12 protein-coding genes and 4 tRNA genes are annotated in these 13,264 nt (G+C 36.6%); 8 read left to right on the forward strand and 8 right to left on the reverse strand.

Annotated elements, in window-relative coordinates; genetic code table 11:
* Nucleotides 1-13: 13 nt before the first annotated feature.
* Complete coding sequence (locus AB669_RS09215; RefSeq protein ID WP_047798960.1) at nt 14-592, reverse strand: SprT-like domain-containing protein; 579 nt, start codon at nt 590-592, stop codon at nt 14-16.
* A 142-nt stretch (nt 593-734) separates the two neighbouring features.
* On the reverse strand, nt 735-3,005 hold the full coding sequence (locus AB669_RS22510) for a helix-turn-helix domain-containing protein (RefSeq protein ID WP_304413471.1): 2,271 nt from the start codon (nt 3,003-3,005) through the stop codon (nt 735-737).
* 167 nt (nt 3,006-3,172) lie between these two features.
* Between AB669_RS22510 and AB669_RS09225 the strand changes: the two genes are divergently transcribed.
* Nucleotides 3,173-3,676: a GNAT family N-acetyltransferase gene (locus tag AB669_RS09225; protein WP_047798961.1), complete on the forward strand. Its 504-nt coding sequence runs from the start codon at nt 3,173-3,175 to the stop codon at nt 3,674-3,676.
* Between the two features lies 1 nt (nt 3,677).
* Here the strand turns inward: AB669_RS09225 and AB669_RS09230 are convergent, their stop codons facing one another.
* The 3 genes from AB669_RS09230 to era form a co-directional block, all read right to left on the reverse strand.
* A complete protein-coding gene (locus tag AB669_RS09230) occupies nt 3,678-4,187 on the reverse strand; it encodes an N-acetyltransferase (RefSeq protein WP_047798962.1) in 510 nt (169 codons plus the stop codon).
* A 126-nt stretch (nt 4,188-4,313) separates the two neighbouring features.
* Nucleotides 4,314-5,615 (reverse strand): ribosome biogenesis GTPase Der, encoded by a 1,302-nt coding sequence (der, locus tag AB669_RS09235; RefSeq protein ID WP_047798963.1) that lies wholly within the window; start codon nt 5,613-5,615, stop codon nt 4,314-4,316.
* A 226-nt stretch (nt 5,616-5,841) separates the two neighbouring features.
* Complete coding sequence (gene era / locus AB669_RS09240) at nt 5,842-6,738, reverse strand: GTPase Era (protein ID WP_047798964.1); 897 nt, start codon at nt 6,736-6,738, stop codon at nt 5,842-5,844.
* 114 nt (nt 6,739-6,852) lie between these two features.
* Between era and AB669_RS09245 the strand changes: the two genes are divergently transcribed.
* The 5 genes from AB669_RS09245 to AB669_RS09270 all read left to right on the forward strand — a co-directional run bounded on the left by AB669_RS09245 (nt 6,853) and on the right by AB669_RS09270 (nt 9,741).
* Nucleotides 6,853-6,928: transfer RNA gene (locus AB669_RS09245), tRNA-Met, on the forward strand.
* 71 nt (nt 6,929-6,999) lie between these two features.
* A tRNA-Glu gene (locus tag AB669_RS09250) sits at nt 7,000-7,071 on the forward strand.
* Nucleotides 7,072-7,868: 797 nt separating this feature from the next.
* On the forward strand, nt 7,869-8,342 hold the full coding sequence (locus tag AB669_RS09255; protein WP_047798965.1) for a hypothetical protein: 474 nt from the start codon (nt 7,869-7,871) through the stop codon (nt 8,340-8,342).
* 166 nt (nt 8,343-8,508) lie between these two features.
* Nucleotides 8,509-8,919 (forward strand): SMI1/KNR4 family protein, encoded by a 411-nt coding sequence (locus AB669_RS09260; protein WP_047798966.1) that lies wholly within the window; start codon nt 8,509-8,511, stop codon nt 8,917-8,919.
* 459 nt (nt 8,920-9,378) lie between these two features.
* Nucleotides 9,379-9,741, forward strand: a complete 363-nt coding sequence (locus AB669_RS09270; RefSeq protein ID WP_047798968.1) for a hypothetical protein — start codon at nt 9,379-9,381, stop codon at nt 9,739-9,741.
* Nucleotides 9,742-9,814: 73 nt separating this feature from the next.
* Here the strand turns inward: AB669_RS09270 and AB669_RS09275 are convergent, their stop codons facing one another.
* Nucleotides 9,815-10,594, reverse strand: coding sequence for a hypothetical protein (locus tag AB669_RS09275; RefSeq protein WP_047798969.1), 780 nt, complete (start codon nt 10,592-10,594; stop codon nt 9,815-9,817).
* 893 nt (nt 10,595-11,487) lie between these two features.
* On the reverse strand, nt 11,488-12,015 hold the full coding sequence (locus AB669_RS09290; protein WP_156166712.1) for an ankyrin repeat domain-containing protein: 528 nt from the start codon (nt 12,013-12,015) through the stop codon (nt 11,488-11,490).
* Nucleotides 12,016-12,394: 379 nt separating this feature from the next.
* Here AB669_RS09290 and AB669_RS09295 point away from each other — a divergent pair.
* Nucleotides 12,395-12,470: transfer RNA gene (locus AB669_RS09295), tRNA-Met, on the forward strand.
* Nucleotides 12,471-12,498: 28 nt separating this feature from the next.
* Nucleotides 12,499-12,570: transfer RNA gene (locus AB669_RS09300), tRNA-Glu, on the forward strand.
* Nucleotides 12,571-12,607: 37 nt separating this feature from the next.
* Here the strand turns inward: AB669_RS09300 and AB669_RS09305 are convergent.
* Nucleotides 12,608-13,129 (reverse strand): DinB family protein, encoded by a 522-nt coding sequence (locus AB669_RS09305; protein WP_047798972.1) that lies wholly within the window; start codon nt 13,127-13,129, stop codon nt 12,608-12,610.
* Nucleotides 13,130-13,264 lie beyond the last annotated feature (135 nt).

Below are 13,264 nucleotides of genomic sequence, written 5' to 3' on the forward strand. Positions count from 1 at the left end.
GGCTAAACCGGAATTAGTCGATCAAAAAAACCTCTGCCAGAGGATTAAACAAATATATTCTTTTATCATCCAGGCAGATGCAGCGATAACGCTTTCTGATGCGATCGCCTTTGGTAAAACGGCGCCCGTCTTTAATTCTGAAATTGGTATTTACGGGTATCTGCTCCACATGTAAAACATTGATTTTATCAGAATCATACTTTTTTAAAGCCCTTGACAGGTGTAAATCAGAGCAACTTGATGCCGCAGGGTTCGACATATAATTATCAATTGCCTGATGTATATCGGCTGGAAAAACATTCATTTCGAAAAAAGGAATCATCATTCGCTGGAAGTTTTTCTTCCACTCTGAACCATGTGGTTTTACTTTATTTTTGAAATCGTTCCAGGTTAACAGATGAGCAAATTCATGAACGGTCGTCACCAGGAAGGCATAGTGATTGAGGTTGAAATTCACTGATATCCGGTGTCCTTTATCGCGGTATGGATGACGGTAATCACCAAGCTTGGTGGCACGGGTTTTAGCAATTTTGAATTCACACTGAAAATAATCTATCCATTTTGCAATCAGCGGTGCCGCTTCGGAAGGCATGTATTGAGCTAAAAGGTTTGTATTATTCACGAATGCTAAGATAGTAATTTTTGATTTTCATAAAGACGGTGTCTACCAAGATTTACAAAGGAGAAACACAGCTAGAATTGATTTTAGGCTAACGTTTATATTAACCAGCTCATCATTCCTCTGATGGGAACAATGAAGCCAATACCATCTTAATTTCTCCGAAAGAATAATCTTTACCCAAAAACTCGCGTATGGCCGCCATTGATTTTGTTTTCCGGCTCTCGACAGCATTGGCGATGTTTTTAATTTTATTGGGTTTGACCAATTTCCCTACATCGATTTGCTGGGTAGAGATGAAGTAGGCTAAATGCCCTTCAACAGTTCCAACCGACAAGCCCCGCTCCTTTGCTATCTCCTGGATCGTTTTACCATGCTCATGAAGTTCGAAGCTTATAAACTTGGTGTCAACTTTCGGTTCTTTTTTCTTCTTCTCAACAGCAGATTTAACTTTCAATGTCACACCTTTTAATTGAATCGCCTTTTGCAGTTGTGCATTACGTTCCTTTATATTTAACAAAGCATCAGTATCTGACTTATTAAACTCTTTACCTTCGATAATAGCTACCAATAAGGCTTTCGCTTTATGCATTTTTTTCAATTGCTCATATATCAGAATTTCAAGTTCAAGGAGTTCAGTCAGGTAGGTCTTAATCTGCTTTTCTTCTTTTACGGATTCAATTTGTGAAAGCATTTTATCTGATACTTGCTTGATAAGGGGGCTAAAATACTTTACGGCAGCCTCCACCCTTTTAGAGACATTAAATAGCGTATGTTCTGTACGGTGGGCAAACAAAGCTTTAAGCTGGTTGATGAACGTATCTGCAGTAGATGTAATCTGCTGGAAATCCTTGTATAGCGCCATGGTCCAGCCATCATAACGCTGTTTAGTAGATTTTGCCTCACTTTTGTCGAAAGTTTCTACATGTTCTTTTAAGTAATACCGCACCAGGTTCAGGTCAAATGCAGACAGCAAATATGTTCTGGCAAAATCATAACTTTCTAAACCAATTTGCTCTGTAAGTATTTCCGCGGGTTGTCGTGTTTTTGAGAAATAGTGAATGTTCTGGTCTTGCAGTAAACCATTTTCACGTAAATGAGAGGTTAACACCAGGCCCTTTAGCGATCTGAGGCGCGAAAGTGCAACGTAAGCTTGTCCGGGTGCAAATGCATCACCAATATCGATAATTGCTCTATCGAACGTTAAACCCTGACTTTTATGTACTGTAATTGCCCAGGCCAGTTTAATTGGATATTGAACAAATGAACCAGCCACATTCTCATCGATCTCATTGGTGGCCTCATTCAGTTTATATTTTACATTCTCCCACGTGTAAGGTGAGATTTTAATTACCGTTTTATCATCAGGCAACTCAATTTCAATGATATCTTTTTCGATGTGATGAACTACACCGATTTTGCCATTATAATAACGTTTTTCGGCAGTCATATCATTTTTGATAAACATGATTTGTGCACCAACCTTTAATTCCAGGCTCCTATCATTCGGGTATGCGTATTCATTAAACTCCCCATTAACTTTCGCCTCAAAAAAATACGACTTTGCAACTAACTGTCTTAATCGTTCACGATTGATGGTATCTGCTTTATTGTTATGTGTGGTGAGTGTGATGTAGTTTTCATTTGCGCCCGGCTTAAAATCCTTTTTGAAATGCTGTTTCAACAACGCAGTGTCTTCAGCTGTAATCTGATTTTTTCTGAGGTTATTCAGCAAGTCAATAAAAACAGTATCGTCCTGACGATAAATTTTATCCAGCTCGATATACACAGGTGGGTTAGTTTGTAAGGCGAGGGCATCGAAAAAATAAATGCTTTTGTAAAAACCCGCCATTATTTTCCATTCGTCATTTTTAATTACCGGAGGCAGCTGATGCAGATCGCCGATAAAAAGTAACTGTACACCACCAAAAGGAACATTTCTATTTCTACGAATATAGCGTAATGAAAAATCAATAGCATCCAGCATATCGGCGCGCAACATACTAACCTCATCAATAACCAGTAATTCGAGCTCCTGAATCATGCGGCGTTTATTTCCCTGCATGTTTAGGTGTTTTACTATGGTTCGGGGTGTATTAAAATTGAAAGTAATGTTCTGATTAATAATTCCAGTAGCGGCTTCTGGTAGGAAAGCGCCAAAGGGCAACTGAAAAAGAGAATGAATGGTTACTCCTGCTGCGTTAATTGCCGCAATACCTGTTGGCGCACAAATCATCGCTTTCTTATGCGTGAGCTGAATTAATTTACGTAGGAAAGTAGTTTTTCCAGTCCCGGCTTTTCCTGTTAAAAAAACGTGTCTGGAGGTATAGTTGACAAATTTAGCAGCAATTTCTGCTGGCATAGAAGTTTCTTCTAACATTGGCATTGGCAAAATGATTTTAGTTTGCTTTATTTTGGAGGGATATTTAAAGCTAACAATTTTAGCACAAAAATAGTCATGATTTATAAGATAAAGTATTTTAGCAATGAGAATTTAATCCTAATTAACCACAATAGAAATCATTATTTATATTCGTTTGTTTATATTATCCTATGATCGAAACAGAAAAACTCATCTTAAAGCCACTTACACACAGCCAATTGGTTAAATACATTAAAGACGATCATTCGCTCGAAAAAGAATTTAACCTTTTGCCAACGAAAAAAAATATTTCACCATCACTGCGCGCTGCTTTAAAGGAGAGTATATTACCAAATGTTTCTGATAAGGACAAAGACTATTTGTATCACACCTTATGGACAATCATCTCTAAGCCAGATAACCGGATGGTGGGAGACATCTGTTTTGTGGGAGAACCTGATAGAAATGGCGAAATTGAAATTGGTTACGGGACTTACGAAGAATTTCGGGGAAAAGGTTTTATGACTGAAGCGGTTGGCCGAATCATCGGCTGGGCAAAAGCGCAGCCAAAAGTGAAGTCAATATTTGCAGCAACAGAGAAGGAAAATATTGCTTCATATTCCATTCTTGAAAAAAATGGCTTTTCACATATTGGAGATGTAGACGACATGATGAGCTGGAAACTCAAATTCTAGCTTATACCACAATTTCAAAAAGGCTTAGGCTTATTCCCTCATAATGCTTCGGTAAGCCCTCTGTTTCTTTCATGTTAACTATTCCAACATAATCGAATCCACAGCCAGTATAATATTCCAGAAGCTTCTCATTATCTGCCCATGTATCCATTCTAATAAATTTCAGGGCTTTAAGCCGGGCATATTCCTTTGCCCATTTAATTATTTCTTTAACAAATGAATAACCCCTGAAAGATGGGTGGGTTACAATCCGATGGATGTAGATAGCGCTGTAATCTCGTTCTCCCCAGATTAACTTATCCGCAAAACTAACAGCAAAAACACAGGCAACCTGCCCATCAATCAGAATTTTGTATTGTTTATTGTCGGCAATTTCCTGTGCTACCATTTCACGGTCAAAGCCCTGCCAGTGTTTATTGAACACTTTTTTCTGATGGGCAATTGCCATGTCGTAAAAATTGAAGATAATATCAATGTCCTGCGTTCTACTATTTTTGACCTCAAGTTTCATACTGCAAAATTAATTTTCAACCTTAAACCGGCTTGCTTTAAGCATTAAAAAAGGGTTACCATAGTTAAGAAATGGTAACCCTTCGATGATGTGAATAAAGCTATTGACTTCTTACCACTAACAAATTTATTTCTGTCTGAAGAAAATCTGTACAGGGGCACCTGCAAAGTCGAAATTTTCTCTAAGCTTGTTTTCCAAGAAGCGTTTATATGGATCTTTGATATATTGAGGCAAATTACAGAAGAAAGCAAACATTGGCGAGGTTCCGTTAATTTGCGTAATGTATTTGATTTTAATATGCTTGCCTTTTAATGCCGGAGGTGGAAATTTTTCGATCAAAGGTAACATCACATCATTTAGTTTTGAAGTTGGTATCTTTTTACTTCTGTTCTTGTAAACATCTAATGCAGCTTCAATTGCCTTGAAAATACGTTGTTTATTCAGCACTGAAGTAAAAATAATCGGCACATCTGTAAAAGGCTTAATCCGTTCTTTGATGTGTTCTTCAAAGGTTTTCATCGTTTGAGTATTTTTCTCAATTAAATCCCATTTATTGATCAGGATTACAATTCCTTTTTTATTTTTCTCTGCCAAATGAAAAATATTGATATCCTGACTCTCGATACCTTCCTGAGCATCGATCATTAAAACCACCACATCTGCTTCTTCTAAAGCTTTAATCGTCCGCATTACCGAATAAAACTCCAGGTTTTCTTTAACTTTTGTTTTTTTACGCAAACCAGCAGTATCAATCAACATAAATTCGTGACCAAACTGGTTATAGTGAATTTTAATGGAATCGCGCGTAGTACCAGCATTAGCGGTAACGATATTTCTTTCCGTACCAATTAAAGCATTAACCAAAGATGATTTGCCGACGTTAGGTCGGCCAGCGATCGTTATTTTAGGCAACTGATTTTCTTCCTCCGGAATGTCTTCAAAGTTTTTTACTACCTCATCCAATAATTCACCGGTCCCGGATCCTGTCATGGACGACAAAGGGAAAACCTCTCCCAAGCCAAAACCATAAAAGGTATGAATCTCATTATATAATGCCGTATTGTCTACCTTATTGGCACAAACGAAAACAGGTTTTTTACTCTTACGAAGTACCTGGGCAATGTCATCATCAAGGTCTGTAATTCCGGTAGTAACATCTACCATAAAAATCAGCACACTGGCTTCTTCGATAGCAATCATTACCTGCTCACGAATAGCAGCCTCATAAACATCTTCAGAATTGGCTACATAACCACCTGTATCGATTACGGTAAACTGTCTGTCTGTCCACTCACCTACACCGTAGTGCCTGTCGCGGGTTACACCGCTCATGTCATCAACAATGGCCTTGCGGCTTTCAGTCAGCCTGTTAAAAAGGGTACTTTTACCTACGTTGGGTCTGCCTACAATGGCGATAATATTACTCATGTTACGTATTATTGATAGTTAATGGCTTATAGTTAACAATCGTGGTGTTAAGCAAGCTTGCTTAAACTATTTGGCTATCAGCCATTGACTATCAACTATAACCCAATTATTTCGGGCTGCAAAGGTACTGTTAATTTCTGTAACCTTTAACTTTAAATTGTTTTTTATACTTATTCGGCAGATCTTTAATTGCTTTATCTGTCAGTTCATTAACCTGGAATCATGGTTAGTTGTCGTAACCAAAACTTTTCAGGTAATTCTTTTTACTTCTCCAGTCAGGGATTACTTTGACAAATAATTCGAGGAAGACTTTGCTGTCCAAAAATTTCTCTACCTGTATGCGTGCTTCGGTACCTACTTTTTTTAGCATACTGCCGCCTGTACCTATTAAAATATTTTTTTGCGAATCACGCTCCACTACAATTTCTGCACTTATCCTGATCATTTGCCCTTTGCCATTTTTTAGCGGCTCTTCTTTAAAGCTTTTCACAATAACTTCGGTACTGTAGGGAATTTCCTTCTGGTAATTCAGGAAAATCTTTTCCCGGATGATTTCAGAAACAAAAAAACGTTCTGAGCGATCAGTAAGATCTTCCTTATCGTAATAAGCCGGATGTTCAGGCATTAGCTCAAGAACGTGATCTAAAATACCCGTTAGATTATGATTGTGTAATGCAGAAATGGCATATATTGAAACGGGCTTCAGCTTTTCCTGCCAGTAAGCAATTTTCTCATCCACCTGTTCCTGTAGTGCAGTATCAATTTTATTAATTAATACAATAGTAGGAATGTCGCGATCAAGTATTTTATCAAGAACATCGTCTTCATCATGCGTCTCATTAATATCTGTAACGAATAAAAGTACATCCGCATCAGTCAAAGACCCGTTAACAAAGCTCATCATACTCTCCTGCAAAGAGTACTTTGGTTTGATTATGCCCGGGGTATCAGAGAAAACAATCTGATAATCTTCTTCATTTACAATACCTAAAATACGGTGTCTTGTAGTTTGCGCCTTTGGAGTAATAATACTAAGTCGCTCACCTACAAGCACATTCATTAAGGTTGATTTACCAACATTTGGTTTACCTATAATACTAACAAAACCTGCTTTATGCGCCATCGAAATATTTTTTAAAAAAAATTTGCAGTACAAAGAAACGAATTATATCTTTGCATTCCAATTCGGAAACAGAGTTAAGGATTTAATTCAAGTGAAAAGCCGAGCTGTATATAGTGCGGGGTGGAGCAGTTGGTAGCTCGTCGGGCTCATAACCCGAAGGTCGCACGTTCGAGTCGTGTCCCCGCTACCAAATTGAGTAGAAAGTTGTAAATCGAGGTTTGAGTTTCAGCCTTTGAAGTAAGAACTTAGAACTAATTTATTGGCCCGTTCGTCTAGGGGTGAGGACGCCAGATTTTCATTCTGGAAACAGGGGTTCGATTCCCCTACGGGCTACAAGATTCAATATCAAATGATGTAAAACCCTGCAAATATTTAATTTGCAGGGTTTTTTATTGATATCAAAATCCTAAAATATGCATCAAATCACAATAAAAAAGTGTGTAATTCGGTGCGTATCCAAAACAAAAACACAACGCACCGATTTTACTTCAATCAACTGAACACCAACACGTTCAGCTATTAAACATCTTGATACCAGAAAGATGATGTCTTACTTTTGTTTCACTCTAAGTAAGTAATTATGAAAGGTAATTTCCATCTGCTTTATTATATTATCTAAGAAAGCAAAAAAAATACTTGGGCATACTGCCTTAAAAACTACTCAGCACTATGCAAAAGTTCTTGATACCAAGGTCAGCCATATCCGATCTTCCCAGATTCCTTCCCTTCATTTTCTAATCTATCTTTCCTGTATTTGTTCTGTCAATCCTACACAGAAGATGGTTTTGCAAGAAAAACGGCCTTCCAGAATAAGATTTGCGGCAAATCGGCTCACTTTTAAAAACACACCAGAATAAGCAATATAATTTTTGATTTTAAGGCTATTAGAACATCTCCATTTCGATTTCTCTAGACGAAACAATATTGAATCTATCCCCGCTTTCAGAAGCTTAAAACTGCTTAAAATGAGCCGATTGACCACTTTTAAGCGAAATCTAGTGAACAATATAGACCGGAAAAGGTGGCCACGATGGATGAAAACCAGTGGCCACTTTTAGCGGAACCACCACACTACCGTGAAGCCAAATAGCCCGGCATCATTGTTGTTTAAAATTTGGAATTACTAAAGGATGAAATTAATAAAAGCCATATCGGTCATTTTATTGCCGTTTTTTGTTGCCTGCGAAAGCGATGAAAAGAAGTTTGCGAGGGCTGAAAGGGAATGTTCGCAAAAAAACAGCGTGGATCAATTAGATGTCAGTCTTTTTGGGTACTCTTATGATGACGCAGATTCAGTGTCGATAAAAATACAACGCGACGGTAAGATCATAGCAGATTATAAGGATGCGCTTCCCAAAAAGTATTTTGATTCCTTAAGGCACCAAAGATACTACACCATTAAAAAGAATATCCTGCTGACCGATACGCTTATGGTCAAAATAGCAAAGGAGCCAATTAGAAAAATTTATGGGTTTAGCTATGCTGTTAAACCCCACTTTACCATGATGAACAGAGATTTTGGATGCGAATTCAACAGTTTTGTAATGGATGGAGAGATCGTGAACGAATCTACAGTTAGAGTGGTTAACAAATCAGCAAAATAAGCTGAAATATCGTCATTGGTGGTTAAGGCATCTTGGCTTATATTAAATTTGAAAAAATGCTGAATATTATTCTCCTGATAAAGCGATTTGGAAGATGTTACCGCAAATTAAAATAGTTGGTTAAATTTTGGAAAAATAAAAATATAAGGACCATAATTATTGTTTTATGCAATTTGAACAATCAGAAAAACAAGTTACACAGGAAGAACTCAACAACTTTGAGGAAAATTTTCAAGTCAGCCTTCCAGACGATTTTAGGCAGCACTACCTGAACTACAATGGTGGTTATCCACGTTATGATTATATTAAAGGTTTAAAAAATATCTTTACCATCAACGGATTTGATTCAATAAAATATGGAACGCTGCCGATAGAACAAATCATAGCTGATCATAAAAAAAGCGGAATTACTTTTGAAAAAAAAATTCCATTTGCATACGATAATGGCGGGAATGTTTTTCTGATCTCCGAAGATGGTGCTATTTATATCTTAGAATCCGAATTTCTGAAAGACAAAAACTACATCCTGGTTTCCGAATCATTCACCGATTTTTTGAATTCATTTTATAATCAGTAGTTAACTAAGGAAAGGTTACTAGATTGGTGTACATTGTTTATGTCTGCCATTCTTAAAATAGAGAATAGGGATGTGTTATCGATAAAAATTGAAAATAAATTTATTAATGAAATTAATCTAAAAAGAGAATGGCAACAAAGTCATTCAGGGTTTTTGATCCAAAAGATATTCTTTGTCCATAATGACTAAAAAAGCCAAAATAATACTAAGCTTGATTTTCTTTTTAGAGATCGTATTTCTAATTAGAACTTACCTTATTTATTCTTTTTATAAGAATGATGAAACTTATGGTGATGGATTACCAAATCCTTCTAAATATGATCATCATTTTTATTCTGCCATATTTATTTCATTGGTAATAATGATGTTATTGATGTTGGGTTGTATTTTACTCTTGAAAAAATCAAAACGAAAATGATAAACTGATATAAATTGAATACAATAAAAAAATCACTAATTATGAGCCTAGTTTCTGCACTGGTAGGCGGATTACAAATGGCTTTATTTTTACCAGATGGCATTTCATGCTTAGATGGAACCAGTTCACTATTTGATGGGATCTTATTTTTAATGCCAATTCAATTGGTCATTGTCTTTTGCTTAGGATTTATGAATAAAAAAATAACAGCCTATTTGATCCCTGCATTTTTGCTGATATTTTGGCTGTTTATAAATAGACATGAATTTGTCGCCAGAAAAGCATGTTGGTCTACATTTTCAGATGCTGAAATTTTAAAAGTAGTTCTGCTAAAATCTGCGATTACTTGTACGATATGCCTTTTGCCCTTATATTTTTTGCTAAAAAAATATATCATTCGTTAAATCTAAACAGAATAGACATTTAGGGTGTAGTCCTATCTTAATTAGGCGGCCATAAACATTAATGTAATAAACCTTACAGGTCTTTTTTCAATTTGTATGTCTCTCTGGTACCGACCAGCTGATCTATAAAATTGCTTTTCAAAATATATTTATTGCTGTTTTTAGTGATTATTAAAGTCAAACTACGATCTTCTTTATCAGCAAAAACTATTTTAGACGGTTGTGTTTTTACTCTTATCAGATCTTTCTTTACATTTTCCACATAACTATCAAGTTGAAAATTAGCTGATGCGTTATTGATATTTATTTTAATTGTTCCCCAACCTCGTGCATCTCCCGATTCCTCTTTCATTCTTAAAAAATGACCGGTATAACTTCCTGTAAATTGGTTACCGCTTGCTGGAAACTTATGTTTATCAAAAGTCCATTTCTTAAGGAGTTTTTCATTTGACTTTAAGTACAAAATTTCATTGCTGCCGAGATCATCAATACTCACACTTACATCTGCAAATCTTAGGTTGATCGTATCGATGATCCTGTATTTTTCAACGTCTTCACTTTTTAAAGATCTTTCCAGGGAAAAGATATAGCGGTTATTTGTTCTTTCTTTATAAATACTGTATGAAATACTGTCAATCCCAGTTTTCTGTTCTCTGAAAGTTTCGACGCTATTTAGCTCATCGCCTGAAAAGAATTCCTTACCAATATAAACATCTTTCTGATTCGATATCTTATCTATGGCTGTATTGGTTTTAGGCACAGTATCAATGGCCCTTCGAGATGACTTGTTTTGTTTGCATGATACTAATACTGCAAAGATTAATAAGAGACTGTAAAGTATGGACTTCATCATATCGTTAATATATAATTTTTTTTAAATTATCGTAGTATGTATGCCTTTTGCCACTAGATTTTCCATCAGGAAATTGTTAAGTTCGATTAAAAAAGTCAATGGAAGCGAGGATCAGCCCACCAGCCGCAGTTTTTTAGTTACAAAAACCAGCTCCTTACAAATTGCCAAAACCTATGCACAACGTCCAACTCAAAAACCATTAACAGAAATTTCTGAGACCACTCCCGAATTTCCGTATCTTAAGAAGATAATATTAGCATAGTTTATGCTCCTATTACATACACATAAAACCAACATTTCCATTTCCCCTGGTGAAAACAATCATTACTTTGTGAACAGCTACGCTATTTTTTATCGGTAGTTTAAGTGCGTAGGCCCAGTCTTACTACCTGAATTCGGTTGATGAAGAAAAGCCCTTTAGCTTATATATTTACCACGGCCCTGATGGCAAATCGATGCAATAGATGCATTGGAAGCCGAAAGAAAAAGTTACATCGAGGATTACAATTTTGATGGCTATGATGATTTCGCGTTTTCAATTCCGGACGCTGGAATGGGTGTTTATCGGGCGTTCAACATTTGGCTTTATACCACTAAGACCAGGCGATATAATGCACTTCTACCGTCTGAGGATAAAAGAAGTAAATGCAGTTGCCTTTGCGATGTTACACTCGGCAAAAAAATAAAATGATTATTACCTCTTGCCGTGGAGGTGCAAAATGGTGGCAGGATATTTACCGGGTTACAAAAGATAACCGGCTTGTTGGGATCGTTCTAAAGAAATAAGTCAATGATTGTCATGAGGGCTTGAAAAAACGATAGGTGATATTACATCACTGAAAGGTATTGCGGCTGTTTTAAAATAAGTCGTTGCTTGCGGAAAAGTAGGAGCATCAGGCAGAATATTCGGTAACTAAACTTATTAACTCAGGAAATTTCATAATATAGGCCAAATCGTACGGCGTTTTTCTGGCGGCATTTATGGATCTTAAATCTGCATTATTTTCTAATAGCAGTTTGATAAATCCGTATTCTCCTTTAGCACTAAAAATAGCCGTCCATAAGGGAGAATTACCAAACTTATCTTTGACCTCTATATCTGCATTTTTTTGAAGAATTGCTTTCGCTAAATTTAAGTCATTTTTATAGACAGCGATATAATGTAGTGCAACCATTCCCTTATTATCCTGGTTGTTAACATTAATGCCCTTTTCTATTAAGTAATGTGCGATTTCATCTCGTTTATTTTGAAGTGCTACTTGTAAAAGGGACATATCATTAACGTTCAAAACATTTATATTTGTTTCACTGATTTTTTCTTTTACAGCTTTCAAGTCGCCGTCTGTGACGATTTTAAAAAAACTTTCATTGAACTTTAGTTTGTATATTTTACTTCGATTAATCAAAGGCGTTCCTGACAATAATTATGATATTTCCATCATCTTAAAGATTTTTTAAAGATAAGATCACTTTCACAATTATCACATAAATCCATTTATGAAGGCCCTCACTTTTAGGAAAGTCTGCCTTTCCTTTGATCCTCTGCGTTTAATTCAATTAGCAATTTCAGCACATTTCCAGTTAGCCTCAAAGTTTTAATATCATTGCTGAGCCCTAATAAAAGATTGAAGCTACAACAAAGTGTAATCTACTCATTTACAATATAAAAATAGTATAAATTGACTTCTCTACTTTTGAGAGATATTTTTTTTTGAAAAAAAAAGCTTTCAGGCTTTGCGAATATGAAAACTATTCCTACTTTTGCACTCCTTCAAACGAAGAAAATTTGAAGATATAGAGTGCGGGGTGGAGCAGTTGGTAGCTCGTCGGGCTCATAACCCGAAGGTCGCACGTTCGAGTCGTGTCCCCGCTACCAAAGGAGTTGAAAGACACTCTGATTAAAAGGCCCGCTCGTCTACCGGTTAGGACGCCAGATTTTCATTCTGGAAATAGGGGTTCGATTCCCCTGCGGGCTACAAAAGCATCAATCCAAAAGATTGGTGCTTTTTTGTTTTATAGTTTTTGAGCTTCAGATTTGACTACGGCAACCGTAACCATTAATTGGCCAACATGTCGCATGGTATGTTCTGCTGCATGAAAAAGCAGACCAATTACAGTTGATGGTAAGCCTGCCCTACCTACGCCCCTGTACTCAGTAAGACCAGATTCATCTGTGTCTTTCAATTGTATCATCGCCTGATCAACCTGGACGTTAAACCGGGAAACCAGATCTTCAACTTTATACCCCTTTGCCCGATCTTTGCCTTCCTCGTAAAGTTGTTCAAATTGAAAAGGGGATAAACCTTCTGCACGCGCATAAGTGAAAACCCGGTCCAGCACCCCACTTAAATGCTGAAGGTGAAATCCTGCAGAAGCCATCCCAGCTGGACGTATCCAGAGTAGTTCTTTCGGAAAGCCTTCCAAATATTCGTTTACTTCTTCTCTTGCCTGCAATAGTGCATGGGCTACAGGTTGTAACAAGGGCCTAACATCGGGCAACGGCCCACGCTGCCATACTTCTAATTTCTGCTCCATTAGCAATAAATATAGTTAAATATTTTTTTCATTATATATGTAAAAAGTTACCTGGATCGCTCAACATCACAAACGCTTTAAATTATATTTGCTCTGCACACTAAAGTGGGCAACCTACAACAACCAAACCAACTA

Source organism: Pedobacter sp. BMA (assembly GCF_001027745.1).
Classification (GTDB): domain Bacteria; phylum Bacteroidota; class Bacteroidia; order Sphingobacteriales; family Sphingobacteriaceae; genus Pedobacter.